Source organism: Micromonospora violae, from assembly GCF_004217135.1.
Taxonomy (GTDB): Bacteria; Actinomycetota; Actinomycetes; order Mycobacteriales; family Micromonosporaceae; genus Micromonospora; species Micromonospora violae.
The window spans coordinates 2104490-2129763 of record NZ_SHKK01000001.1; the positions used below are offsets into that span (position 1 = coordinate 2104490).

The 25274-nt window shown below is 72.2% G+C and carries 21 protein-coding genes; 15 read left to right on the plus strand and 6 right to left on the minus strand.

Annotated elements, in window-relative coordinates; all coding sequences use genetic code 11:
• Positions 1-13 precede the first annotated feature (13 nt).
• The gene (locus EV382_RS09600) at positions 14-445 is read left to right on the plus strand and encodes a MarR family winged helix-turn-helix transcriptional regulator (protein ID WP_130401214.1); all 432 of its coding nucleotides are present in this window, start codon (positions 14-16) and stop codon (positions 443-445) included.
• Between the two features lie 146 nt (positions 446-591).
• Complete coding sequence (locus tag EV382_RS09605; RefSeq protein WP_130401215.1) at positions 592-2376, plus strand: N-acetylglutaminylglutamine amidotransferase; 1785 nt, start codon at positions 592-594, stop codon at positions 2374-2376.
• Positions 2377-2387: 11 nt separating this feature from the next.
• Here the strand turns inward: EV382_RS09605 and EV382_RS09610 are convergent, their stop codons facing one another.
• Complete coding sequence (locus tag EV382_RS09610) at positions 2388-3524, minus strand: carboxylate-amine ligase (RefSeq protein ID WP_130401216.1); 1137 nt, start codon at positions 3522-3524, stop codon at positions 2388-2390.
• 141 nt (positions 3525-3665) lie between these two features.
• On the opposite strand from EV382_RS09610, the gene EV382_RS09615 reads away from it, so the two are divergent.
• Entirely contained in the window at positions 3666-4394 is a 729-nt protein-coding gene (locus EV382_RS09615; protein WP_130401217.1) for a hypothetical protein, read from the plus strand.
• Positions 4395-4974: 580 nt separating this feature from the next.
• Positions 4975-6300 (plus strand): flavin monoamine oxidase family protein, encoded by a 1326-nt coding sequence (locus tag EV382_RS09625; RefSeq protein WP_130401218.1) that lies wholly within the window; start codon positions 4975-4977, stop codon positions 6298-6300.
• A 98-nt stretch (positions 6301-6398) separates the two neighbouring features.
• Here EV382_RS09625 and EV382_RS09630 read toward each other — a convergent pair whose 3' ends face one another.
• Together EV382_RS09630 and EV382_RS09635 are read right to left on the minus strand one after the other, a co-directional pair.
• Positions 6399-9032 carry a discoidin domain-containing protein gene (locus EV382_RS09630; protein WP_130401219.1) on the minus strand — a complete coding sequence of 878 codons (2634 nt, stop codon included), beginning with the start codon at positions 9030-9032 and terminating at the stop codon, positions 6399-6401.
• A 228-nt stretch (positions 9033-9260) separates the two neighbouring features.
• Positions 9261-10460, minus strand: coding sequence for an ROK family transcriptional regulator (locus EV382_RS09635; protein ID WP_130401220.1), 1200 nt, complete (start codon positions 10458-10460; stop codon positions 9261-9263).
• Positions 10461-10696: 236 nt separating this feature from the next.
• Here EV382_RS09635 and EV382_RS09640 point away from each other — a divergent pair, with 236 nt between their 5' ends.
• The 5 genes from EV382_RS09640 to EV382_RS09660 all read left to right on the plus strand — a co-directional run bounded on the left by EV382_RS09640 (position 10697) and on the right by EV382_RS09660 (position 16073).
• Positions 10697-11995 (plus strand): ABC transporter substrate-binding protein, encoded by a 1299-nt coding sequence (locus tag EV382_RS09640; protein WP_130401221.1) that lies wholly within the window; start codon positions 10697-10699, stop codon positions 11993-11995.
• A 70-nt stretch (positions 11996-12065) separates the two neighbouring features.
• Positions 12066-13058, plus strand: a complete 993-nt coding sequence (locus EV382_RS09645) for a carbohydrate ABC transporter permease (RefSeq protein ID WP_130401222.1) — start codon at positions 12066-12068, stop codon at positions 13056-13058.
• Positions 13051-13890 carry a carbohydrate ABC transporter permease gene (locus tag EV382_RS09650; RefSeq protein WP_130401223.1) on the plus strand — a complete coding sequence of 280 codons (840 nt, stop codon included), beginning with the start codon at positions 13051-13053 and terminating at the stop codon, positions 13888-13890. Before EV382_RS09645 ends, EV382_RS09650 begins: the two co-directional genes overlap by 8 nt.
• A 29-nt stretch (positions 13891-13919) precedes the next feature.
• A complete protein-coding gene (locus EV382_RS09655; RefSeq protein ID WP_130401224.1) occupies positions 13920-15296 on the plus strand; it encodes a GH1 family beta-glucosidase in 1377 nt (458 codons plus the stop codon).
• A 108-nt stretch (positions 15297-15404) separates the two neighbouring features.
• Positions 15405-16073: a TMEM175 family protein gene (locus tag EV382_RS09660; RefSeq protein ID WP_130401225.1), complete on the plus strand. Its 669-nt coding sequence runs from the start codon at positions 15405-15407 to the stop codon at positions 16071-16073.
• A gap of 51 nt (positions 16074-16124) precedes the next feature.
• Here EV382_RS09660 and EV382_RS09665 read toward each other — a convergent pair whose 3' ends face one another.
• Complete coding sequence (locus EV382_RS09665) at positions 16125-16712, minus strand: nucleotidyltransferase family protein (protein ID WP_244236609.1); 588 nt, start codon at positions 16710-16712, stop codon at positions 16125-16127.
• Positions 16713-16838: 126 nt separating this feature from the next.
• On the opposite strand from EV382_RS09665, the gene EV382_RS09670 reads away from it, so the two are divergent.
• From EV382_RS09670 to EV382_RS09695, 6 genes are read left to right on the plus strand one after another with little or no spacing between them, the layout of a single operon-like run.
• Complete coding sequence (locus EV382_RS09670) at positions 16839-17372, plus strand: 2Fe-2S iron-sulfur cluster-binding protein (RefSeq protein WP_208758589.1); 534 nt, start codon at positions 16839-16841, stop codon at positions 17370-17372.
• Complete coding sequence (locus EV382_RS09675) at positions 17369-18352, plus strand: FAD binding domain-containing protein (RefSeq protein WP_130401228.1); 984 nt, start codon at positions 17369-17371, stop codon at positions 18350-18352. Before EV382_RS09670 ends, EV382_RS09675 begins: the two co-directional genes overlap by 4 nt.
• Positions 18349-20439 (plus strand): xanthine dehydrogenase family protein molybdopterin-binding subunit, encoded by a 2091-nt coding sequence (locus EV382_RS09680; protein ID WP_130401229.1) that lies wholly within the window; start codon positions 18349-18351, stop codon positions 20437-20439. The genes EV382_RS09675 and EV382_RS09680 overlap by 4 nt, the downstream gene beginning before the upstream one ends.
• Positions 20440-20466: 27 nt before the next feature.
• Entirely contained in the window at positions 20467-20838 is a 372-nt protein-coding gene (locus EV382_RS09685) for an ArsR/SmtB family transcription factor (protein ID WP_130401230.1), read from the plus strand.
• Complete coding sequence (locus EV382_RS09690) at positions 20831-21472, plus strand: SRPBCC family protein (protein ID WP_130401231.1); 642 nt, start codon at positions 20831-20833, stop codon at positions 21470-21472. The genes EV382_RS09685 and EV382_RS09690 overlap by 8 nt, the downstream gene beginning before the upstream one ends.
• A gap of 53 nt (positions 21473-21525) precedes the next feature.
• Complete coding sequence (locus tag EV382_RS09695) at positions 21526-22041, plus strand: NUDIX domain-containing protein (RefSeq protein WP_130401232.1); 516 nt, start codon at positions 21526-21528, stop codon at positions 22039-22041.
• 72 nt (positions 22042-22113) lie between these two features.
• On the opposite strand, the gene EV382_RS09700 is transcribed toward EV382_RS09695, so the two are convergent.
• Entirely contained in the window at positions 22114-23559 is a 1446-nt protein-coding gene (locus EV382_RS09700) for an ATP-binding protein (RefSeq protein WP_130401233.1), read from the minus strand.
• Positions 23556-25223 carry an NAD(P)/FAD-dependent oxidoreductase gene (locus tag EV382_RS09705; protein WP_244236610.1) on the minus strand — a complete coding sequence of 556 codons (1668 nt, stop codon included), beginning with the start codon at positions 25221-25223 and terminating at the stop codon, positions 23556-23558. The genes EV382_RS09700 and EV382_RS09705 overlap by 4 nt, the downstream gene beginning before the upstream one ends.
• Positions 25224-25274 lie beyond the last annotated feature (51 nt).

Here is a 25274-nt window from a genome sequence, read left to right on the forward strand (position 1 = left end):
CTACCGTATTCCGGTGACCGAGCACACCGTCGACAGCGCCGACGACGAGAGCCTGGCGGAGACGTTCTGGGCGGTGGCGTCCCACCTGCGCCGGCAGACCCGGGACGCGCTGGCGCCCTGGGATGTCACCCCCAGCCAGTCCCGGGCGCTCGGCGTGCTGGCCCGCCACGGCGAGGTTCGCCCCGGCACCCTCGCCGAGCACCTGCGCATCGCGCCCCGCTCCGCGACCGAGGTCGTCGATGACCTCCAGACCCGTGGGCTGGTCGAGCGCCGCCCCGACCCGGCCGACCGGCGGGCGACCCTGGTCGCGCTCACCGAGCAGGGCGACCGCGTCAGCACCGCCATCCGGGCCGCCCGCCGCGCCGAGGCGGACCGCTTCTTCGGCCACCTCGACGACACCGACCGCGCCGAGCTGGCCCGCATCCTGCGTACCCTCCGAGGCTGACCCGGACGCGGGTCTCACCTGCGGGTTTGCCCGCCCGCTGCCCGGGTAGCCAGCGCCCCCGTTCCCACCGCGGGCCCCGCCACCACCAGTCGGGGAGACCTGACAGGAGGGGCCATGTCTGCCCTGAACCACCACCGCCCCGGCTGATGTGCGGGATCAGCGGGGAGGCGCGATTCGACGGCCGCTCACCCGACGCGGCGGCGGTCACCCGGATGACCGAGGCGATGCGCTCACGCGGCCCGGACGACGAGGGCCTGTTCACTGACGGCTGGGTGACCCTCGGCCACCGCCGGCTGACCATCATCGACCTGTCCGACGCGGGCGGGCAGCCGATGGTCCGCGACGACCTCGGCCTGGCGCTGGTCTTCAACGGCTGCATCTACAACTACCCGCAGCTGCGTGAGGAGCTGCGCCGCGCCGGGTACGCCTTCGGATCCACCAGCGACACCGAGGTGATCCTGGTGGCGTACGCGCACTGGGGTGAACGGTTCGTCGACCACCTGGTCGGCATGTTCGCGATCGGGCTGGTCGACCGGGCCCGGCGGCGGCTGATCCTGGCCCGCGACCGGCTCGGCATCAAACCGCTCTACCTCGCCGAGACCCCGGGGCGGCTGCGGTTCGCCTCCACCCTGCCCGCGCTGTTGCGGGCCGGCGACGTCGACACCGACATCGACCCGGTGGCGCTGCACCACTACCTGTCCTGGCACTCCATCGTGCCCGCGCCGCGCACCGTGCTGCGCGGTGTCCGCAAGCTGCCGCCGGCCACCCTGCGGGTGATCGAGGCGGACGGGCGCAGCCGCGAGGAGGTGTACTGGCGACCCGACTACGTGCGGGAGCCCGCCGACGCGGGGATGGACGCCGCCGACTGGCGGGCCGCGATCGGCGACGCGCTGCGCGCGGCGGTACGCCGACGACTCGTCGCCGACGTACCGGTGGGGGTGCTGCTCTCCGGCGGACTGGACTCCAGCCTCATCGTGGCGCTGCTCGCCGAGGCCGGCCAGCAACATTTGCGCACCTTCAGCATCGGCTTCGACAGCCGCGACGGCGAGTCCGGCGACGAGTTCCACTACTCCGACCTGGTGGCCCGCGCGTACGACACCGACCACCACCGGATCCGCCTGGCCGACGACGACCTGGTGCCCGCCGTACGACAGGCCGTGCTGGCCATGACCGAGCCGATGGGCAGCCACGACGTGGTCGCCTTCCACCTGCTCTCCGAGCAGGTCGCCAGACACGTGAAGGTGGCCCAGTCGGGGCAGGGCGCGGACGAGGTGTTCGCCGGTTACGGCTACCACCAGCCGCTGGTCGACGCGCCCCGGCACGGCGCCGCCGAGACGTTCGCCGCCGCGTTCTTCGACCGGGACCATGACGAGCTGCGCCGCGTCGTCGGCCCGTCGTACGCGTTGGAGCGCGACGCCAGCCGGGACCTGCTCACCGGGCACCTCGCCGCGCCCGGGGCGCAGACCGCGCTGGACGCCGTCCTTCGCCTGGACACCCACCTGATGCTCCCCGACGACCCGGTCAAGCGGGTGGACAGCATGAGCATGGCGTGGGGTCTGGAGGTGCGCACGCCCTTCCTCGACCAGGACCTGGTCACCCTGGCCGCGCACTGCCCGCCGGAGCACAAGGTCGCCCAGGGCGGTAAGGGCGTGCTCAAGGAGGTGGCCCGGGAGGTGCTGCCCGCCGAGGTGATCGACCGGCCCAAGGGCTACTTTCCGGTGCCGGCGCTGCGCAACGTGGACGGCCCGGTACGCGAACTGGTCGCCGAGGCGTTGCAGGCGCCGGCCGCGCGGGAGCGGGGGCTGTTTCGCCCGGAGTACGTGGCCCGTCTGCTCGCCGAGCCGGACCAGGCGGAGGCGGCGGCCGGCAGCAACAAGCTGTGGCAGCTCGGCCTACTGGAGTTGTGGCTCCAGACGCACGACATCAGCTGACGCGTACCCGGTCAGACGGCGGCGGTGCGGGCGACCAGGTCGTCGATGACCGCGCGCAGGTCCCCGGTCCGCTCCAGCACCCGCAGCTGCCGGGTCGCGCCGGTGCCGTCGCGGCGCAGCCGGGCCAGCTGCGCCAACACGTAACCGAGGTCGCCGTGACGCAGCAGGGCCGGGGCGATCACCGCCATCAACTCGTCGACCAACGCCCAGGCCGGCCGGGTGCCACCGCCCCGCAGGTCGATCAGCTCGCCGTCGAGACCGTCGTGGGCGGCCCGCCAGTGCGCCGCCGCGACCAGGCAGTCCCGAACGTTCGGGGCGGTCACGCCGTCGCGTACGTCGTCGGCGACGGTGGCGACGAGGGACCGGACCAGCGCGGCGACCAGGACCGTGTCGTCCACGTCCGAGCAGACGTCACCGACGCGCACCTCCACCGTCGGGTACGTCGACGACGGCCGGGCGTACCAGTAGACCATCGCCGCGTCGAGCATGATGCCGGCGGCGATCAGCTCGTCGACCGTGCGGTCGTAGTCGGCGGCGGAGTCGAAGTACGGGGTCGGACCGATGCTGGGCCAGCGTTCCAACTGCATGGAGCGCCAACTGGCGTGCCCGGTGTCGTACCCGTCGTGCAGCGGTGAGTTGGTGGTGATCGCCTGCACCACCGGCAGCCACACCCGCAGGTGGTTGCAGACCTGCACGGCCAGTTCCCGGTCCGGCAGCCCGACGTGCACGTGACAGCCGCACACCGCCGGGTCGTGCGCCACCGGCCCGTACCGGCGCGACATCGCGTGGTAGCGCGGTTCGTCGGGGACCGTCCGGTGCGGTTCGGTCACCGGGGTGGCACCGACCGCCACCAGTCGCGCCCCGGCCGCCGCGGCGGCCTCGGCGGCGGAGTGGCGCAGCGTCACCAGGTGCGCGCGCAGCTCGCCGAGGTCGGCGCAGACCGGGGTGACCATCTCCACCATGCTGTGCCGGAACTCCTGGCGGCTCTGTTCCCGGGCGGGACCCCGCAGCGCGGCGAGCACCTGGTCGGCGACGGGCAGGTTCCGGCCGCTGACGGGGTCGATCAGCAGGAACTCCTCCTCCACGCCGAGCGTGAGGATGGACAGGTCGGGTGCGGTGTCCGTGACCGTTGCCGGACGGTACGCCATGATCACCCTCCATCCACTGCGGCGACCACGGGTGGACCCGTGGCCGGGGCCGTTCGGGTTCCCGGCTCGCCGCTCGGCAAACGCGTTCGCGCGCGACGTGGCCGTACCATCGAGGTGGCGGAAATTTGGGAAGATGCAAAAATGCTGATGCGTTGGCGCGGTTCCCGGTGGTTCCACATCGCGTTGGGTCTGGTGGCCGGTGCCGCCGTGGGGTTGGCGGTCTATCTGGCCAGCCGACTGACCGGGCCGGCGCTCTTCGCGCTCTGCGGCACGACGGCGGGTGGCGTCGCGGCGGTGGTGGCGTCCGCCTACTCGCGGTTCTTCCAGTTGGCGGAGGTGACCGTCTCGGTTCCGCAGTTCAGTGAGCTGCGGTTCGCCGTCACCCGGGACAACAAGCAGACCGCGTGGCGGCTGTTCGTCGAGGCGGTCACCCGGGTGTCCGGCCAGCCGCTGGCGGCCGGCACCGGCCTCGTCCGGGAGGCGCTGACCTCGCTCTACCAGCTGTTCGGGATCACCCGGGAGGTGCTGAGCCAGGCCGCGCCCACCATTCGGACCACCGGTCGCCCGACCGTCGAACACCTCGGGATCGCCATGCTCAACAACGAGCTTCGGCCTTTCCTCTCCACCTGGCATCCGCGCCTGCGAGCGTGGGAGCAGGCCAACCCCGACCGGCCCGAGTCGGCCTGGCCCGACGACGCGGCGTGCCGCGCGGAGCTGGCGGCGATGCAGCTCCGGCTGCTGCGCTACGTCGAAGGGCTGGGCGAACTCGCCCAGGTGCCCAACGTCAAAGACGTGATGGGCGGCATCATCGCCGACCCGCCGACCGTTCCCGGCCAACCGACGCGCCGGTCGACGGCGGCGGACCAGTAGCGCCCGCGCCGGGCCACTGCGGCGCCAGGGCCGTCGCGCGGGCGGTAAAAAAGGCCCGTCCGGCCGCGTTGTCCGTCAGGGCGACAGCCCGGTTCGGCCACCTCGGCGAGGGCGACAGCCCGGCTCGGCGCAACCACCGGGCTGGGGCGAGCGCCGTCAGGTGGTCGTAATTCTGCAGGATCTGGCCCCAGTCGGTGTCGGCGGCGCGCGCCGCGACACTGTGCACGGCGGCGATCGCGGCCTGGATCTGGTACGGCCCAGGGGGCGGACCTCGATCGGCGGCGCGGTAGCCAGCGCGTAGCGTCGACCCCAGTCCAGGGCGTCGTCCAGGTCCGGCACGTCGATGAAAGCTCGGCGGCCCGCCCAAGGCCCGGCCCGCCCAAGGCCCGGTGGGGGCGCGTCCTTTGCTCTGCACCCACGAATGCGACGGGGGCGCCAGCCCGGGTGGTGCCTCCGCGGGTGCAGAGCAAAGGACGGAGGGCAGGGGCACGATCCGCCCGAGCCGCAGCCGCGACCGAGGCGGGCAGCCGCTACGGGCGCCGGTAGTCATGCCTTCGGCGGTTGTGGGTAGACCCCCGGTGTGGCCGACGGCTTGCGGGTGGTCGTGGTCGGCGCCGGTTTCTCCGGGCTCGCCGCCGCGCTGGCGCTCACCCGCGCCGGCGCACAGGTGCGGTTGCTGGAGGCCCGCGACCGGGTGGGAGGTCGGGTGTTGACCCGCTGGCTGCCCGACGCGACCCAACTCGACCTGGGCGCGCAGTGGATCGGCCCGACACAGGACCGGATGTACGCGCTGGTCGCCGAGCACGGGCTGACCACGTTCCCGTCGGCGGCGCTCGGCGCGCCCACCGTTCTCTGGGGCGGCGAGCGCCGGGCCGAGCCGCCGGCGCGGGGCGCACGGGTCCTCGGCCTGCTCGACGAGTACGCCGCCCGCCTGGACCCGACCGCGCCCTGGCAGGCGCCGGAGGCCGCGCAGTGGGACCGGACGCTTCTCGGCGGCTGGCTGCGCGCCACGGCCGGAGACGACGATACCGCCGACTACCTGGGGCGACTGCTCGCCGGCGGGCTGCTGGCCACCGGCGCGGACGAGGTGTCGTTGCTGCATCTGCTGCTCTACCTGCGCAGCGCCGGCGGGACCGGGCCCCTGCTGGGGATGGCGGGCGGCGCGCAGCAGGACCGGATCGTGGGCGGACCACCGGCGTTGGCCGAGCGGATGGCCGCCGCCCTGCCACCGGAGGCGCTGACGTTGGCCGCACCGGTGCGGGCCGTCGAGCAGAACGTCGACGGGGTGACGGCGTGGACCGACACCGGGCGCGTGAACGGCGACTTCCTGGTCGTCGCGCTGGCCCCCGCTCTGGCGGGCCGAATCCGGTACGCCCCGCCGCTGCCCCCGCTGCGCGACGGGTTGACCCAGCGGATGCCGATGGGTTCGGCCCTGAAGGTGCACGCCGTCTACCCGGAGCCGTTCTGGCGCGCCGACGGGCTCTCCGGGGTGTCCACCAGCACCACCGGCCCGCTCACCGAGACGGTCGACAACTCCACACCGACCTCGTCGCTCGGGGTGTTGACCGGTTTCAGCTACGCCTCGGACGCCGCCGTGCTGCGCGAGATGTCTCCCGAGCAGCGGCGGCAGTGCCTGCTGGACGCGTTCGCCGCAGTCGTCGGGCCGGCCGCCGGTGACCCCGTCGACCTCGTGGAGTACGACTGGTCGACCGAGGAGTGGACGCGGGGCTGCTTCTGCGGTGCGCTCACCCCTGGGGCCTGGAACGCGTACGGTCCGCACCTGCGGACGCCGGTGGGCCGGGTGCACTGGGCGGGTACCGAGACGGCGACCCGCTGGACCGGCTACCTGGAGGGTGCGGTGCGCGCCGGCGAGCGGGCGGCGACGGAGGTGCTGGCACGACCGTAGCCGGCCCGGTCTCGGCGGGACCGGGCCGGCTCGGCCCACGGTGCGACCCCTGCTGACCCGGTCTGATGAGACGACCGGGGCCGGCGCGGGCGCCCGGGTCAGGGGTAGGTGGTCAGGTACACCGTCTGGTTGGCCGCGTTGGCGGTGCCACCGGCGTTGTTGATCACCCGGTTGATGGTGCCGACGCCACCGAGCGAGACGGTGACCATGTTGGTGAAGCGCACGTTCGGGTTGGTGGGCACCTCGAACGATCGCTCCTCGACCACGGCGGGGTTGACGTTGAAGTAGCTGTAGCTGCCCAGCCCCCACGCCTGGTGACTGGTCACCGAATCGGCCACCTTGTACGCGGCGTAGCCGCGGGTCGACCCGTTCATCCAGGCCGCCTGGTTCGGTACGTCGTACGGCAGCTCGTTCTGATAGAAGTACGTCCGCCCACCGTTGCCGTTCCAGATGGTCTGGTACTTCTGGTAGTGCTCGACGAAGAGGCCGTACATGGTGACGTTGTCGCCGTTGACGGTGAGCCCGGTGTCAGCGGTGTTCAGCGTCCACCCGGTCGGTACGCCGCTGGCGGCGTGGTCGGCCCGCCACAGCCACATGTGGTCGCCGATCACGTTGTCGCTGTTGACGGTCAGCGTGTTGGTGGCCTTACCGACGTGCGGCCCGCCGATGCGGAAGAACACGTCGTGCAGTGAGGTCGGGTTCGTGGCGTGGCTCGCGGACGAGCCGGACGGCCCGACCTCCATCAGCACCGGCGAGTTCGTCGTGCCGGCCTCGAACATGAGGCCGGCCACCTTCACACCGTCCACGTCGGCCACCCGCATCCCCACCGCGCCGTTGTCGGCCTGGATGGTGGCCAGACCCAGACCGAGGACGATCGTGTCGGCCCGGTTGACCTGGATCGGCTCGGTGACATGGTGCACGCCCGGGGTGAAGAGCAGGTGCCGTCCCTGGGCGAGGGCCGCGTTGATGGTGGCGGCGCTGGTGCCGGGCTGGACCACGAAGAACTGCGACAGCGAGATGGACGAGCCAGCCGGGGTCTTGTTGTACCAGCTGGTGCCGGTGGAGTTGGCGCGCAGCGCGGGCACGAAGACCCGGTACTCGCCGGTGCCGTCGACGTAGAGGAACGGCTTCTCCCGGACCTGCGGGGTCTGCGCGATGACGGTGTGCGACGGGTTCGGGAAGCTCGGCGCCGGTGCGCCGACGACACCCTGGAACACCATGTTCCAGACCGAGCCGGTCCAGCCGTTGCCGAACTCGCTGTTGCGGGAGTACCACTGCTGCTGCGAGCCGGAGACGACCAGGCCGTCGATGCGGGTGTCGGCCAGCAGTCCGCCGCTGGACCAGCCGTCGCCACCGTTCCAGAGCTGGATCTGGTTCTGCCCGCCGCGCAGGTGCATCCGCCGGTACGGCGCGGCCTGGGACACCGCCCACCGCTCCACGGTCTGCCCCGCGGGCAGGGTGACCGAGAGGTTCTCGGCGGCCCGCCAGAAGTTCTGGGTGGCGTTGCCGCCCATCCAGAACGCCTCGGTACGGACGTGGCCGTTGAGGTTGACGTCGTCGGGGCTCATGCCGAGCCCGGCGACCTGGGTGAAGAAGCCGAGGTTGACGTCGGCGGTGTAGGTGCCGGGCTTGAACAGCACCGCGTAGCGCTGCGGACCGAACTGGTTGGTCTCCTGCTGGGTGAAGAGGGTGTTCAGTCGGCTCTGGATGGTCGACGTCGGCGTGCTCGGGTCGAAGACGAACGTGTTCGGGCCGAGGTTGGGGTTGTACGGGTCGGTGGTGCCGACCGGGGGCTCGCTGGTGCCGCCGATGGTGTTCACCGCCAACTCCCAGAGCGAGTAGCCGTAGGCGGTGCCCCGGACGGTGCCGTACATCCGCAGGTAGCGGCCGGTGCCGCTGACGGTCAGGGACTGCGTGCCGCCGGTGGCCGTGGTGGTGGAGTGGATCGTCGTCCAGGTGGCCCCGTCGGTCGAGGTCTGGAGCTGGAAGGCCCGTGCGTACGCGGCCTCCCAGGTGAGCACCACCCGGCAGATGGTGCGGGTGCTGCCGAGGTCGACGCGCAGCCACTGCGGGTCGCTGGCGGCGCTGGCCCAGCGGGTGCCGGGGTTGCCGTCGACCGCCGCGGCCGCCGCGAGGCCGGCGTCCTGGGTGGACGAGGCGGTCGCCGGACTGCCCTGGGCAACGTTGGTGCTGCCGCAGGTCGGCGTGCTGCCGCCGGTCTCGCCGTACACCTGGAACTCCCAGAGCGAGTAGCCGTAGCCGGTGCCCCGGGCGGTGCCGTACATCCGTACGTAGCGGCCGGTGCCGGTGACGGTGAGGTTCTGGGTGCCGCCGGTGCCGGTGGTGGTGGAGTAGATCGTCGTCCAGGTGGCCCCGTCGTCGGAGGTCTGGAGCTGGAAGGCCCGGCCGTACGCGCCCTCCCAGAGCAGGTTCACCTGGCTGAGGGTGGCCCGGGTGCCCAGGTCGACCTGGAGCCACTGCGGGTCGCTGAACGCGCTGGCCCAGCGGGTGCCGGTGTTGCCGTCGACGGCGGCGGCGGCCGGGGTGCCGGCGTTCTCGGTGGACGAGGCGGTGGCGGGGCGGCCCTGGGACAGCAGGGTGGGCGCGGCCTGCGCGGGCGCGGTGGGGCCGGTCGGGGTGAGTGCCGCGACCAGGGCCACGGTGAGTCCGACCAGCAGGTGCCGGACGGCCCGTCGCGGACGCGGGCGTACGGATGTTGCACGAGATGTCATGACATCACCTGTCGATAGGGGGTTACGGGGGGTGCCGCGCGGATGGGATCGGCTCGCCCCGTGGCGCCGTGGGTGGTGCCGCCGATGCGGCGTCGCGGGTCGGAGAGCGCTCTCGTAGGAGTGTTGCGGCGAGATTGCGGCGGCGTCAAGACATCGATCTATAAGACTGTTATTTATCCCGACGATTCTTTTTGTGTAATTTGCCGACGGCGCTGACGTCGTCCCCGCTCAACGGCGGACGCCGCCCGCGGTGAGGAAGCGGGCGATCGGGAGGGTGGCCGCGCCCAGCGCCACCGCGTCCACCCCGAGCCGGCACAGCTCGATCGACGCCTGCCCGTACGGCTGACGCAGCGCCTGCCGGCCGGCAGCCTCCCGCACCGCCGGCAGCAGGTCGCCCAGCGCCATCGCCGCCCAGCCGCCGAGCACCACGCGCTCCGGGTTGAACAGGTTGATCAGGTTGGCCACCCCGGCACCGAGGTAGCCGGCGGTGTCGTCCAGCACCCGGCGGGCGGTGGCCGAGGTCTCGGCGGCGGCGACCAGCGCGGCGATCTGGGACTCCTCGTCCTCGCCCGGCACCGGTCGACCCCGGCGCGCCTCCCGGTAGCGGTCGATGATCGCCTCCGCGCCCACGTACGCCTCCAGGCAGCCGCGCGCGCCGCACCGGCAGGCCCGGCCGCCGTACACCAGGGTGGTGTGCCCCCACTCCCCCGCGCTGCTGGACGCGCCCCGGTAGGTCGCGCCGTTGGTGACCACCGACGCGCCCACCCCGGAGCCGACCAACGCGAAGACGGCGTGCCGGGCGCCCCGCCCGGCGCCGAACCACATCTCGGCCTGGCCGAGGGTCTTCGCGCCGTTGTCGATGTGCAGCGGCAGGTCGGTGCCGGCGGCGATCAGACGCTCCAGCGGCACCCGGTCCCAGCCGAGGGCCTGGGCGTGCACGACGGCTTCGCTGCCCTGCTCGACCACGCCGGAGACGCCGATGCCGACGCCGAGCACGTCGGCGGGGGCCACCCCGGCCGGCCCGGTCACCGCGTCGATGCCGGCCAGCACGTGCCCGGCCACCAGGTCGGGCTCGGTACGGGCCGGGTCGAGCGGGTACTCGACGCTGGCCAGCAGTGTCATCGCGAAGTCGAACAGCTCCACCCGGACCCGGGTCTCGCCGACGTCCACGCCGATCACGAAGGCGAAGCGGGGTGCGATCCGTAGCAGCATGCTGGGCCGGCCGCCGTCGGACTCGGCGGCCCCGGCCTCGGCGACCAGCCCTTCGTCGATCAGGTCGGCCACCACGTTGCTGACCGCGGGTTGGCTCAGCCCGGTGCTGCGCACCAGATCCTGCCGGGTGAGCGGGCCGTCCAGGAAGAGCCTGGTCAGCAGGGCGGACCTGTTGCGCAGCCGCACGCTGCGGTTGGTGGCACGCGCCAGCTCCACTCGTCACCTCGTTCCCGTCGGCCGTTCGAGGCGACTGTAACCGCCTCGTGCTTGACGACCCACCGGCCAGCAACTTTAATGACGACATAAATTAAGCCGTGATGTAACTCCCGGGAAACGCCGACGGACCTCGACGGCGCACCCCCGAACCCTGTCCGCAGCCGACCCTCGTCGCCCCGACCCCTATCGACGACGACGGTCGGCGGACCCCCACCACGCACCGGAAGGGCTGACCCGTGTCGAGACGACACCTCGGGATATTCACCGCCGCCGTACTGGCCGCCGCCTCGCTGACCGCCTGCGGCGGCTCCGGCGACGACTCCGCCGCCAGCGCCAAGACGCTCACCTACTGGGCCAGCAACCAGGGCGCCAGCCTGGAGGCCGACAAGACCATCCTCCAGCCGGAGCTGGACAAGTTCGAGAAGCAGACCGGCATCAAGGTCACCGTCGAGGTGGTCCCCTGGTCGGACCTGCTCAACCGCCTGCTGGCCGCCGCCACCTCCGGCAAGGGCCCGGACGTGGTCAACATCGGCAACACCTGGTCGGCGTCGTTGCAGGCCACCGGCGCGCTGGTCGAGTTCGACGACGCCGCCCTGACGGCCGTCGGCGGCAAGGACCGGATCGTGCCCGCCGCGCTCGCCGCCGCCGGCGCCCCCGGCAAACCGCCGGCCGCCGTGCCGCTCTACAGCATGGCGTACAGCCTGTACTACAACAAGAAGTTGTTCGCCGACGCCGGCATCACCGCACCCCCCACCACCTGGGAGCAGGTCGTCGAGTACGGCAAGAAGCTGAGCACCGGCGGCACGTGGGGCCTGGCGATCGAGGGGGCCAACCCGTCGGAGAACGCCCACCACGCCTTCACCTTCAGCCAGCAGTACGGCGGCGAGTGGTTCGACTCGGCCGGCAAGCCGACCTTCGACACCCCGCAGAACGTCTCGGCGATCAAGCGGTACATCGACTTCATGGCCGCCGACAAGATCACCAACCCGAGCAACGCCGAGTACGCGCAGAACCAGTCGGTCTCCGACTTCGCCAACGGCAAGGCGGCCATGCTGCTCTGGCAGTCCGCCGGGTCGAACCTGAAGACGCAGAACATGCCCGCCGACGCGTACGGGGTGGCCCCGGTGCCGTTCCTGGCCAACCCGCCGGCCGGTGGCAAGAAGGTCAACAGCATGGTCGCCGGGATCAACATGGCGGTCTTCAAGCACACCAAGAACCGCGACGGCGCGCTGAGCTTCGTGAAGTTCATGACCAGCGACGAGGAGCAGACGATCCTCAACCGCACGTACGGCTCGCTGCCGGCGGTGAAGACCGCGGCCTCCGACCCGGCGTTCACCGCCACCGAGCAGAAGACCATCCAGGAGACCCTGGTCACCACCGCGGCCCCGCTGCCGCAGGTGCCCGAGGAGAGCACCTTCGAGACCCTGGTCGGCACCGCGATGAAGGAGTTGTTCGCCGACGCCGCCAGCGGCAAGCCGGTCACCGAGGAGTCGGTGAAGGCCAAGCTGACCGACGCGCAGCAGAAGATGCGCTGACCCAGGCGTCACCGGTGGCCGTGGTCGGGCGCTGAGCCCGGCCACGGCCACCGCCTCCGAGAGGACCCCGATGGCAACCAGCACCACCGCGCCGGACGCCGACCGGCGCGAACCCCGGGCCGGGTCGCCGGCCCGGGGACCGGTCCGCCGGCCCCGCGGCCCGCGCCGCTCGCTCCTGCCGTATCTGCTGCTCGCCCCGGCCGTCGTGCTGGAACTCGCCGTCCACGTGGTCCCGATGGCCGTCGGGGTCTGGATGAGCCTGCTGGAGCTGACCCAGTTCCACATCCGCGACTGGTCCACCGCGCCCTTCGTCGGGTTCGAGAACTACCGGGCGACGCTCGACCTGAACAGCGCCGCCGGCAAGGAGCTGCTGCACTCGTTCTGGGTCACCCTCGCCTACAGCCTGCTCTCGGTCGGCTTCGCCTGGCTGCTCGGCATCTCCGCCGCGGTCGTCCTGCAACGGCCGTTTCGGGGACGGGCGCTCCTGCGGGCGCTGTTCCTCACCCCGTACGCGCTGCCGGTCTACGCCGCCGTGATCACGTGGAGCTTCCTGCTGCAACGCGACACCGGCCTGGTCAACCACGTCCTCGTCGACCAGCTCGGGTTGCTCAACGACCGGCCGTTCTGGCTGATCGGCGACAACAGTTTCGCCTCGCTGCTGGTGGTGTCGGTCTGGCGCAACTGGCCGTTCGCGTTCCTCTGCCTGATGGCCGGGCTGCAGAACGTGCCCGGTGAGCTGTACGAGGCCGCCGCGATCGACGGCGCCGGGTTCTGGCGCCGGCTGCGCTCGGTCACCCTGCCGATGCTGCGGCCGGTCAACCTGGTGCTGCTGCTGGTGCTGTTCCTGTGGACGTTCAACGACTTCAACACCCCGTTCGTGCTGTTCGGCGGCTCGGCACCGGAGCAGGCCGACCTCATCTCCATCCACATCTACCGCAGCTCCTTCAAGACCTGGGACTTCGGCTCCGGGTCGGCGATGTCGGTGGCGCTGCTGCTGTTCCTGCTGGTCGTCTCGGCCGGGTATCTGCTGATCACCAACCGTCGGAGGGACGACCATGCGTGAGACCGCCGGTGAGCGGTGGGGCCGGCGCATCGTGCTGACCCTGCTCGCCCTCTTCGTCGTCATCCCGCTGTACGTGATGGTCACCTCGGCGGCAAAGCCGTTGCAGGACGTGCAGAACGGCTTCACCTGGTGGCCCAGCCGACCCACCCTGCAACCGTTCGTCGACATGTGGAGCACCGTGCCGCTGGCCCGGTACCTGGTGAACAGTCTGGTGGTGTCGAGCATCGCGGCGGTCTGCTCGGTGGCGGTGGCCATCTTCGCCGCGTTCGCGGTGAGCCGGTACCGGTTCCGCGGCCGGGGTGTCTTCTCGGTGACGGTGCTGTCCACCCAGATGTTCCCCGGCATCCTGTTCCTGCTGCCGCTGTTCCTCATCTACGTCAACCTGGGTAACGCCACCGGCATCGAGTTGTACGCCAGCCGTACCGGCCTGGTCATCACGTACCTGACCTTCTCGCTGCCGTTCTCGATCTGGATGCTGGTCGGCTACTTCGACTCGATCCCCCGGGGTCTGGACGAGGCGGCGCAGGTCGACGGTGCCGGTCCGCTGCGCACCCTGTTCCAGGTGATCCTGCCGGCCGCCGTCCCCGGCGTCGTCGCGGTCACCGTGTACGCGTTCATGACCGCCTGGGGTGAGGTGCTCTTCGCGTCGGTGATGACCGACGAGGGCAGCCGCACCCTGGCCGTCGGCCTGCAGGGCTACTCCACCCAGTTCAACGTCTACTGGAACCAGATCATGGCCGCCTCGCTGGTGGTCAGCATCCCGGTCGTGGTCGGGTTCCTGGCCCTGCAGCGGTACTTCGTCGCCGGCCTCACCGCCGGCGCGGTCAAGTGAGTCAGTCAACCCCAGAGGAGATCCGTCCCGTGCCCGACCTGTCCAAGCTGCCACCCGACTTCCTCTGGGGTGTCGCCACCGCGGCGTACCAGATCGAGGGGGCCGTCGACGTCGACGGCCGGGCGCCGTCCATCTGGGACACCTTCTCGGCGACCCCGGGCAACGTCGACAACGGCGACACCGGCGCGGTGGCGTGCGACCACTATCACCGGTGGCCGGAGGACCTGGCGCTGCTGCGCCGACTCGGGGTGGACGCGTACCGCTTCTCGGTGGCCTGGCCGCGGGTCATGCCCGACGGCGTCGGGCGGGTCAACGGGGCCGGGTTGGACTTCTACGATCGGCTCGTCGACACGCTGCTCGCCGATGGGATCCGGCCGTTCGTCACGCTCTACCACTGGGATCTGCCGCAGGTGCTGCAGGACCGGGGCGGGTGGCCGCAGCGCGCCACCGCCGAGGCGTTCGCCGACTACGCGGCGGTGGTCGCCGCCCGCCTCGGTGACCGGGTCGCCGACTGGAACACCGTCAACGAGCCGCTCTGCGTGTCCTGGATCGGGCACCTGGAGGGGCGGATGGCCCCCGGGGAGCGGGATCTCACCCGCGCGGTGCACACCTCGCACCACGTGCTGCTCGGGCACGGCCTGGCCACCCAGGCGATCCGCGCCAACGCCGCCCGGCCGGCCTCGGTGGGTCTGGTGCTCAACCTCAGCCCGATCGAGGCGGCGACCGACCGACCCGAGGACGTCGCGGCGGCCCGCCGGGCGGACGGGCACGTCAATCGGTGGTGGCTGGACCCGATCCACGGGCGCGGCTACCCCGCCGACATGATCGCCACGTACGGGGTCGAGCCGCCGGTACGCGGCGACGACCTGACGGTGATCGCCACGCCGACGGACTTCCTCGGGGTGAACTACTACTTCCGTCAGCTGGTGGTCGACGACCCGATGGGCGTCGCGCCGTACGCCCGGCAGGTGCCGGTGCCGGGCTCGGTGGAGACCGCGATGGGCTGGGAGATGTACCCGGCGGGGCTGGAGCGGCTGCTCGTCGACGTGCACGAGGAGTACCGGCCGGGCCGGATCATCGTCACCGAGAGCGGCTCGGCGTGGCCGGACGAGGTCACCCCGGACGGCACGGTGGAGGACAAGGAGCGCACCGACCACCTGGAGCAGCACCTGGCCGCCTGCGCGTCGGCGGTTGCCCGGGGTGTTCCGCTGGACGGCTACTTCGTCTGGTCGCTGCTGGACAACTTCGAGTGGGCGTACGGCTACGACAAGCGCTTCGGGTTGGTGCACGTCGACTACGCCACCCAGCGCCGGACGGTGAAGGCGAGCGGTCTGCGCTACGCCGAGCTGATCCGCGCCCACCAGCGTCTCGCCCGCACCACCGGCACGGCGACGCCGGTGGCCTGAACGGGGGCGGTGCGAGTGGCCGCCCGGGTGTCGACCCCGGGCGGCCGTTCATCTACCGATCGGCCGAAACCGCCGCCGGCTGCGTTGTCCAGTGGCTAGCCTGCGGCAATGTCCGCAGCACCCGACGAGGTCGAGCAGCCCGGTCCCCGGGGGCGGGTCTCCCCGACCGACCGGATGACGGCCTTCAGCGACGGTGTCTTCGCCATCGTCATCACGCTGCTGGTCATCGAGCTGCGGGTGCCGGAATACCACGAGGGCGAGCTGCTCAGCGGCCTGCTCGGTGAGGGCGCCTCCTACCTGGCCTTCGTGGTGTCGTTCGTCTACATCGGGGTGCTCTGGCTCAACCACCACGCGCTGTTGCGGCTGATCCGTGGCACCACTCTCGCGTTGAGCTGGATCAACCTCGCCGTGCTGTTCGGCGCGGTGATCATTCCCTTCCCCACGGCGGTGCTGGCGTCGGCGTTCACCCACGGCGACACCGACGACCAACGCGCTGCCGTCGCCCTGTACGCCCTGGCCGCGGCCCTGATGTCGGCCCCCTGGCTGGTGTTCTTCGGCTACCTGCACCGGCACCCGGCGCTGCTGGACCGTCGGGTCACCCCCGCGTACGTGCGGACGCAGCGGCTGCGGCCGATCACCGGCCTGATCCTGTACGGGCTCAGCGGTCTGCTCGGCTGGTTCGTCAGTCCGGTGCTGGGCCTGATCGGCGTCATCGTCATGATCGCCTATCACGCGGTCACCAGCGAAGGGCTGCCCCGCTGGCTCACCCGTCGCTGACCGGCCGACGCGGTTCCCGGTGTCAGGCCGGCCCCGGTGCCGGCCGCCGCGTCAGTCGGCGCAGGTCGGCCGGGGTGTCAGTCGGAGCAGGTCGGCCGGGGTGTCCACGTCGACCGGGGAGCCGACGTCGTCGCAGGGCACCTCGACCACCAGGTCCGGTCGGTCGCGCAGCAGGTCGCGGGCGCCCCGGTCGCCGACGGCGTACCCGTTCAGCAGCGGCCAGGTCGGCCGGCTCAGCAGGATCGGGTGCCCGCGCCGGCCGGCGTAGGTGGCGACCGCGACGACCGCACCGTCGGCGTACGCCGCGCGTACCCGGCGCACCGCGACCGGGCTGAGCAGCGGCTGGTCGACGAGGACCACGACGGCGGCCGGTACGGCGACCGGCAGTGAGGCCAGGCCCCACAGCAGCGACGAGCCCAGCCCGTCGGCCCAGCGGTCGTGCCGGACCGACACCGCGCCGGGCAGGTCGGGCACCTGGTCCGCGCCCGCGCCGAGCACCACGTGCACGGGTGCGCAGCCGCCGTCGCCGAGCAGCCGGACCGCGCGCCGTACCAACGGCTCACCGTCCAGCTCGACCAGCGCCTTCGGCCGGCCGTAGCGGCGTCCCGCGCCGGCGGCCAGCAGCAGCCCGGCGGTCACCGTCGTCACCTCCCCTAGCGAGGGCTTTGCGTTATTCGCCCTGAGATATACCGACAAAGCTAGTCTGGGCCGGTGCAGGGCGGACCGGAGAACGCGACGACGACCGACGAGCGCCACTCGTCCCGGGTGACGATCGAGGTCAACGGCGCGTCCCGCGAAGTCACCCTGGACAACCGCACCACCCTGCTCGACACCCTCCGCGAACACCTCGACCTCACCGGGGCGAAGAAGGGCTGCGACCACGGCCAGTGCGGCTCCTGCACGGTGCTGCTGGACGGCCGCCGGGTCAAGAGCTGCCTGATCTTCGCGGTCACCGTGGACGGCCGCTCCGTGGTGACCGTCGAAGGGCTGGCCGGGCCGGACGGCCTGTCCCCGTTGCAGGCCGCCTTCGTCGCGCACGACGCGTTCCAGTGCGGCTACTGCACCCCCGGGCAGCTCTGCTCCGCCCGCGGCATGCTCGACGAGGTCTCCCGGGGTTGGCCCAGCGCGGTCACCGAGGACCTGAACACGCGCGTCGAACTGACCGACGCGGAAATCCGCGAGCGGATGGCCGGCAACCTGTGCCGCTGCGCGGCGTACCCGCACATCGTCGCGGCCGTGCGGGAGACGGCGGGTGCGCGCGAGCCGGCGGCCCGCGCGATGAGGGCGGCGTCGTCGTGAGGGCGTTCCGTTACCACCGGCCCGCCGACGTGGCCGAGGCGGTCGCCGTGCTGGCCGCCGAACCGCAGGGCGCCTACCTGGGCGGCGGAACCAACCTGGTGGACCTCATGAAGCTCGGGGTGCAGCGCCCCGACGTGCTGGTGGACGTGACCCGGCTGCCGCTCGACACCGTCGAGGAGGTGCCCGACGGTGGGCTGCGCATCGGCGCGACCGTCCGCAACAGCGACCTCGCCGCCCACCCGGTGGTGCGCCGTGACTACCCGGTGCTGGCCCGCGCCCTGCTCGCCGCCGCGTCCGGACAGCTGCGCAACATGGCCACCACCGGCGGCAACCTGTTGCAGCGCACCCGCTGCGTCTATTTCCAGGACACCGGGAAGGCGTGCAACAAACGGGAACCGGGCAGCGGTTGCGCGGCCCTGCACGGCCAGAACCGCGACCTGGCGGTGCTGGACTGGTCCGAGCAGTGCGTGGCCACCCACCCGTCCGACCTGGCCGTCGCGTTGACCGCGCTCGGCACGGTGGTGGAGGTGCACGGAGCCGACGGCCCCCGCGACATCCCGATCGCCGAGCTGTACCGCTCCCCCGGCGCCCACCCGGAACGGGAGACCACCCTGACCCGGGGCACGCTGATCACCGCCGTCCGGCTACCGCCGCTGCCGGCCGCGCGCCGCTCGACGTACCTCAAGGTGCGCGACCGGGCCTCGTTCGCCTTCGCCGCCGGCTCGGTGGCCGCCGTCCTGGACCTCGACGGGGACGTGGTCCGCGACGTGCGCCTGGCGTACGGGGCGGTGGCCCACCGGCCGTGGCGGGCCTACCGGGCCGAGGAGGAGCTGCGCGGCCGTCCGTTCAGCCCGGAGTTGGCGGCCCGGGCCGCCGACGCGGAGCTGGCGCAGGCGCGCCCGCTGCGGCACAACGGCTTCAAGCTGCCACTGACCCGGGCCATCACCGTGCGGGCGCTCACCGAACTGGCGTCGTCGTGAGCACCGGGGCGGTTGGACGGGCGTACCCCCGGTTGGAAGGCCCCGCCAAGGTCACCGGCGCGGCCCGGTACGCGGTGGAGTACCCGGTGGACGGGGTCAGCTACGGCTGGGCGGTGCCGTCGGCGGTGGTGCGGGGCCGGATCACCCGGATCGACACGACGCAGGCGTTGGCGTCGCCCGGCGTGCTGGCCGTGCTGCACCACGGCAACGCGCCCCGGATCGCGCCCGGCCCACCGTCGGAGCTGCGGCTGTTGCAGGAACCGACGGTGCACTACCGGGGGCAGTTCGTCGCCGTGGTGGTGGCCACCACGCTGGAGGCGGCCCGCGAGGGCGCCCGGCTGGTCCGGATCGACTACGACACCGGCCCACACAGCACCGTTCTCACCGACGACCACCCCGGCCTGTACGCGCCGGAGCACGTCAACCCCAGCTACCCGACGGACACCGCCGAGGGTGACTTCGACGCCGGGTACGCGGCCGCCCCGGTGCGGGTGGACGCCACGTACCGGACGCCGGCTTACCACAACAACCCGATGGAGCCGCACGCCACGACCGCGCAGTGGCACGACGGACGGCTGGTGGTGCACGACTCCAACCAGGGCGCGTCCTCGGTACAGGCCACCCTCGCGGAGCTGTTCGCGCTGCCGCCGGAGTCGGTCCGGGTGGTCGCCGAGCACGTCGGCGGTGGCTTCGGCAGCAAGGGGTACGCCAAGGCCGCCGTGGTGCTGGCCGCCCTCGCCGCCCGACACGTGGACCGCCCGGTCAAGCTGGCGCTGACCCGCCAGCAACTGTTCGGGCCGATCGGTTACCGCACCCCCACCATCCAGCGGGTCCGCCTCGCCGCCGACACCGACGGCCGGCTCACCGCCATCTGCCACGACGCGATCAGCCAGACCTCGACCATCCAGGAGTTCGCCGAACAGACCGCCGTCTACACCCGCAGCATGTACGCCGCGCCGCACCGTCGCACCACGCACCGGCTGGTCCGCCTCGACGTGCCCACGCCGTTCTGGATGCGCGCCCCCGGCGAGTGCCCCGGCGCGTACGCCCTGGAGTCCGCGCTGGACGAGTTGGCCGTCGCCGTCGGCATCGACCCGGTGGAGTTGCGCATCCGCAACGACACCGCTGTCGACCCCGAGCAGGGACGCCCCTTCACCAGCCGCAACCTGGTGGCCTGCCTGCGCGAGGGCGCCCAACGGTTCGGCTGGGCGGGGCGTGATCCGGCACCCCGGTCCCGGCGCGACGGGCGCTGGCTGATCGGGACGGGGGTGGCCGGGTCGAGTTATCCGGCCCGGTCCCGGCCGTCGGCGGCGACGGCCACCGCCCGGCCCGACGGGAGTTTCCTGGTGCGGGTCAACGCCACCGACATCGGCACCGGGGCGCGGACGGCGATGTGGCAGGTGGCCGCCGACGCCCTCGGGGTGCCGCCGGAGCGGGTGGAGATCCGCATCGGCGACAGTGCCCTGCCGACCGCGCCGGTGGCCGGGGGCTCGATGGGCACCTCCAGTTGGAGCTGGGCGGTGATACGGGCCGCTCAGGCGCTACGCGAGAAGCTGCGCGACGGCACGCCGCCGACCAGCGAGGTGACCGCCGCGGCGGACACCACCGAGGAGGTGGGCGGGCAGCCGGCGCTGCCCCGGTACGCGTACGGGGCGCAGTTCGTCGAGGTGCGGGTGGACGCGGACACCGGCGAGGTGCGGCTGAACCGGATGCTCGGGGTGTTCGCGGCGGGGCGGGTGGTGAACCCGACGACGGCGCGCAGTCAGCTCATCGGCGGCATGACGATGGGGCTGTCGATGGCGCTGCACGAGGAGGGCCTGCTCGACGAGCGGTACGGCGACTGGGTCAACCACGACCTGGCCACGTACCACATCACCGGCTGCGCGGACGTGGAGTCGATCGAGGCGTACTGGCTGGACGAGCGCGACGACGAGCTGAACCCGGCCGGGGTGAAGGGCATCGGTGAGGTCGGCATCGTCGGCACGGCGGCGGCGGTCGCCAACGCGGTGCACCACGCGACCGGCGTACGGATCCGGGAGTTGCCGATCCGGCTGGACAAGCTCATCGGAGTATCGGGTCTGGCTTAAATAAGCCACGGGTGATACAACTGTCGCGTGCACGCCTTCGACGTGCTGGGCGATCCGGTCCGGCGCCGCATCCTGGAGCTGCTCGCCGGGGGCGAGCAGACCGCCGGCGCGGTCAGCGCGGTCATCCGCGAGGAGTTCGGCATCTCCCAGCCCGCCGTGTCCCAGCACCTCAAGGTGTTACGCGACAACGGCTTCGCCACCGTGCGGCCGGAGGGCGCCCGGCGGCTCTACGCGGTCGACCCACGGCCGCTGCGCGAGGTCGACGGCTGGCTGGAGCACTTCCGCCGGTTCTGGACCCCACCCCTGGCGGCACTCGCCACCGAGCTGGCCCGGGGTCGACGTGAGCGTCGACTGCGCGGACAAGCCGACCCATCCGACGAGAGGAACCCTGATGTTTGACGCCACCGAGCAGATCAACGCCGTCCAACGCGCGGTCGGCAGCCGCACCCTGGAGGCCGGCGAGGCGCGGGTGACCACGATCAGCCAGACCTACCAGGCGACGGTCGAGGACCTGTGGGACGCCTGCACCAGCGCCGAGCGGATCCCGCGCTGGTTCCTGCCGATCTCCGGTGACCTGCGGCTGGGCGGCACGTACCAACTTCAGGGCAACGCCCACGGCACCATCGAGAGCTGCGAGCCGCCGCACCGCTTCACCGCCACCTGGGAGATGGGCGGCGAGGTGAGCTGGATCGAGGTGAGCGTCACCCCGGTTGACGGCGAGCGGGCCCGCCTGGACCTGGATCACATCGCGCACGTCGACCAGGACCGGTGGGCCCAGTTCGGGCCGGGCGCGGTCGGTGTCGGCTGGGACCTGGGCCTGCTCGGTCTCGCCTCGCACCTGGCCGCCGACGGCAGCGGGATCACCCCGGAGCAGGGCGCCGAGTGGACCGCCTCCGAGCAGGGACGACGGGCCATGGAGCTGAGCAGCCAACTGTGGTGCGAGGCGAGCATCGCCGCCGGCACCGACGCCGACGAGGCGAAGGCCGCCGCCGAACGCACCACCGCCTTCTACACCGGCGCCCCGGAGCTCTGAGCGCGGGCGGCGGCGCGGCAGGTTCCGGGGTCGTCGGAGTAGCGTGCTGCGACATGACCGGCACGCCGTACTCGCACTGCTCCTACTGTGGCGCCGCCTACCCGGCGGCCACCGGCTGGCCGCGGGTCTGCGCGGCCTGCGGCGAGACCGTCTGGCGCAACCCCCTGCCGGTGGCGGTCGCGGTGCTGCCGGTCCGCACGGCCGAGGGCCTGGGTGTGGTGGTGGTCCGCCGGGACATCGAGCCGGCCCGCGGCCTGCTCGCGCTGCCCGGCGGCTTCATCGAGTACGGCGAGGAGTGGTCCGACGCGCTCGTGCGTGAGTTGCGGGAGGAGACCGGCCTGATCGCGGCGGCCGAGGACGCCCGCCTGTTCGCGGTGCACGGCGCACCGGCGGGCAACACGATGATGATCTTCGGGGTGCTGCCCGAGCAGCGGATCGAGGACCTGCCACCCTCGACGCCGACGGAGGAGGCGACCGAGTGGCTGGTGCTCACCGACCCGGTCGAGCTGGCGTTCTCCACCCACACCCGGGTCCTCGCCGACTTCCTCACCCCCACCCAGCCGGGTTGATCAAGAGGTTTCGGTCACCCGGCGCCTGTTTCCTGACGCAAACCTCTTGATCAACAGGGGTCGGGCGGTGGTCTAGGTGGTCGGCGCGTCCGGTGGGGTTGCCGCGATCGGCAGCAGGACCCGGAAGGTGGTTCGCCCCGGCTCGGTCTCCACCCGGATGTCGCCGTGGTGTTTGCGCACCACGATCCGGTAGGAGATGTCCAGCCCCAGGCCGGTGCCCGCACCGACCGGCTTGGTGGTGAAGAACGGCTCGAAGATGCGCGGACGCACCTCCGGCGGGATGCCCGGCCCGGTGTCGGTGATCTCCACCGCCAACAGGTCGCCGACCTGCCCGGTACGGACAGTCAGGACCCCCTTCTCCCCCATCGCGCCCAACGCGTTGTCGATCAGGTTGGTCCACACCTGGTTCAGCTCGGCGGGGTACGCCGGGACCGGCGGGAGACTCCGGTCGTACTCACGGACCAGCTTGACCTCGGCGGGGATCTTGCCCTTGAACATCACCAGCGTGGCGTCGAGCAGGTCGTGCACGTCCACCACCCGGTGCGGCGCACGGTCCAGCTGTGAGTACTGCTTGGCGGCGCCCACCAGCCCGGAGATCCGGGTGACCGCGTCGCCGATCTCGCGCATCAGCAGCTCGGTGTCGACGGTGTAGGTGAGCCAACGCACCGCCGCCTCCAGGTCCGCTGCCCCGACCGCCGCCTTCACCTGCGCCAACCAGGCCGCGTCGAGCCCTCCGCCGACCAGGATCGGTGCCAGGTCCCAGGCCCCCTCGACCCCGTGCTCCTCCAGCCAGTCGGTGAGCGTGTCTTCCGCGTCGGCGGTGGCCATCGGGGTCAACTTCGGCGCGGTGGCCACCCGGGCGACCGCTTCCTCCTGCAACGCGACCAGGCCGTGCAGGGCGCTGCCGTCGAGCCGCCCGTCGGCGATCATGGCGAGCTTGTGCCGCATCCCGGCGACCCGGTCCCGCAGCACCGACGTGGCCCGCACCGCCGCCGCGGCCGGGTTGTTCAGCTCGTGGGTCAACCCCGCCGACAGCGATCCCAGCGCCAACAGGCGCTCCCGCTCGCCGACGATGGCCTGGGAGTCCCGCATCCCGAAGAACAGCCCCTCCAACAGGTGCATGGGCATCGGGAACCAGGACCGCAGGGCGTACGCGAAATCCTCCGCCGGCAGCACGAAGAACTCCGCGTCGGTCACCGCCCGCAGGCTGTTGCGGTAGATCTGCTCGACCTGGTCACCCAGGTACGCCTGCGTGGCCCCGCCGTACACCCCGCGCTGCTCGGTCCGGCTGACCTCGACATCGTCGCCGCGCACCAGACGACTCAACGCCACCGCTCCGCGCACCAGCACGAAGAAGCAGGTCGCGGGCTCGCCCTCGCCGTAGACGAGGGTGCCGCCGGCGCGCTGCTCGACCCGGCCGTGCTCGGCCAGCCAGTCCAGCTGCGCGTCGTCGAGCGCCTCGAACAGGAACAGGGTGCGCAACTGCGCCGGTGTCAGCCGATCGGACGGGGTGCTCATTGGGCCTCCAGGTAGCGGTGCACGAGCGACACGGCCATCGCGCCCTCGCCGACGGCCGAGGCGACCCGCTTGACCGACTCGGCCCGCACGTCCCCGGCGGCGAACACGCCCGGCACGCTGGTCTCCAGGTGGTACGGGTCGCGCGACAGCGACCAGCCCGCCGGACGCCGCCCCCCGGCGAGCAGATCGGGGCCGGTCACGATGAATCCACGCTCGTCGCGGACCAGCACCCCGTCCAGCCAGTCGGTGCGCGGCTCCGCCCCGATGAAGATGAACAGCCAGGAGGTGTCGACCGAGCGGGCCTCCCCGGTGCGGGTGTCGCAGAGGGTGAGCCGTTCCAGGTGGTCCTCCCCCACCGCGCCGACCACGGCGGTGTGCGGGTGCACGGTGATCCGGTCGATCCGCTCCAGCTGGTCGATCAGGTACCGCGACATCGACGCGGTCAGGTCCGCACCGCGGATGAGCAGGTGCACCCGCGACGCGTACCGGGAGAAGTGCACCGCGGCCTGACCGGCGGAGTTGGCCCCGCCGACGATGTAGACGTCCTGCTCGACGCAGCTCGGCGCCTCGGTGGCGGCGGCACCGTAGAACACCCCCCGCCCGGTGAGGTCGGCCAGCCCCGGCGCGTCGAGCACCCGGTACGACACGCCGGTGGCCAACACCACGGTGTGCGCGGCGATCTCGGTGCCGTCACCGAAGCGCAGCAGCCGGGCACCGCCGGCCTCGCTGAGACCGACCACCTCCCGGGCGCTGAGCAGCTCCGCGCCGAACTTCACCGCCTGCCGCCGGGCCCGATCGGTCAACTGCGCGCCGGAGACGCCGTCCGGGAAGCCCAGGTAGTTTTCGATCCGGCTGCTCTGCCCGGCCTGCCCGCCGGTCGCCCGCCGCTCGACGAGCACGGTACGCAACCCCTCCGACGCCCCGTACACGGCCGAGCCGAGGCCCGCCGGACCACCGCCGATCACCACCAGGTCGTAGAAGTCGGACGCCGGCACCACCGTCAGCCCGGCCAACGCGGCCAGCTCGGCCTCGTTCGGGGCGATCAGCGCCTTGCCCTCGGGGGTCACCACCAGCGGCACGTCCGCCTCGGTGGCACCGGCCGCGTCGAGCAACCGGGCACCCTCCGGGTCGTCGGACAACAACCAGCGGTACGGCACGAGGTTGCGGGCCAGGAAGTCGCGGACCTTGAACGACGGGGCCGACCACCGGTGCCCGACGACCCGGATCTCGGCACTCGCCGCGTCCGGGGTGGCCGCCCACGCCTCCAGCAGCCCGTCGACCACCGGGTACAGCTTCTCCTCCGGCGGATGCCACGGCTTGAGCAGGTAGTGGTCCAGGTCGACCACGTTGATCGCCTCGATCGCGGCGTCGGTGTCCGCGTACGCGGTGAGCAGCACCCGCCGGGCGGCCGGGAAGATGTCCATGGCCGCCTCGAGGAACTCCACGCCGGTCATCTCCGGCATCCGGTGGTCGGCCAGCAGCAACGCCACCTGTTCACCGCGCAGCTTGACCTCGCGCAGCGCGTCCAGCGCCTCCGGCCCGGAGGACGCCCGCAACACCCGGTACCGGTCCCCGTAGCGGCGCCGGATGTCGCGGGCCACCGCCCGGGACACCACGGGATCGTCGTCGATGGTCAGGATCACCGGGTTTGCCATGGACGCCATGAAATCACCTGATGAGGGTCGACCGCACCACCACCCGACACCGGCCCACGG

Coding starts and splice junctions, on each gene's coding strand:
- EV382_RS09690 (WP_130401231.1), top strand. CDS start 20,831: ATGTTTGACGCCACCGAGCAGATCAACGCCGTCCAACGCGCGGTCGGC.
- EV382_RS09610 (WP_130401216.1), bottom strand. CDS start 3,524: ATGGCGTACCGTCCGGCAACGGTCACGGACACCGCACCCGACCTGTCC.
- EV382_RS09605 (WP_130401215.1), top strand. CDS start 592: ATGTGCGGGATCAGCGGGGAGGCGCGATTCGACGGCCGCTCACCCGAC.
- EV382_RS09700 (WP_130401233.1), bottom strand. CDS start 23,559: ATGAGCACCCCGTCCGATCGGCTGACACCGGCGCAGTTGCGCACCCTG.
- EV382_RS09695 (WP_130401232.1), top strand. CDS start 21,526: ATGACCGGCACGCCGTACTCGCACTGCTCCTACTGTGGCGCCGCCTAC.
- EV382_RS09645 (WP_130401222.1), top strand. CDS start 12,066: ATGGCAACCAGCACCACCGCGCCGGACGCCGACCGGCGCGAACCCCGG.
- EV382_RS09650 (WP_130401223.1), top strand. CDS start 13,051: ATGCGTGAGACCGCCGGTGAGCGGTGGGGCCGGCGCATCGTGCTGACC.
- EV382_RS09615 (WP_130401217.1), top strand. CDS start 3,666: ATGCTGATGCGTTGGCGCGGTTCCCGGTGGTTCCACATCGCGTTGGGT.
- EV382_RS09705 (WP_244236610.1), bottom strand. CDS start 25,223: ATGGCGTCCATGGCAAACCCGGTGATCCTGACCATCGACGACGATCCC.
- EV382_RS09660 (WP_130401225.1), top strand. CDS start 15,405: ATGTCCGCAGCACCCGACGAGGTCGAGCAGCCCGGTCCCCGGGGGCGG.
- EV382_RS09630 (WP_130401219.1), bottom strand. CDS start 9,032: ATGACATCTCGTGCAACATCCGTACGCCCGCGTCCGCGACGGGCCGTC.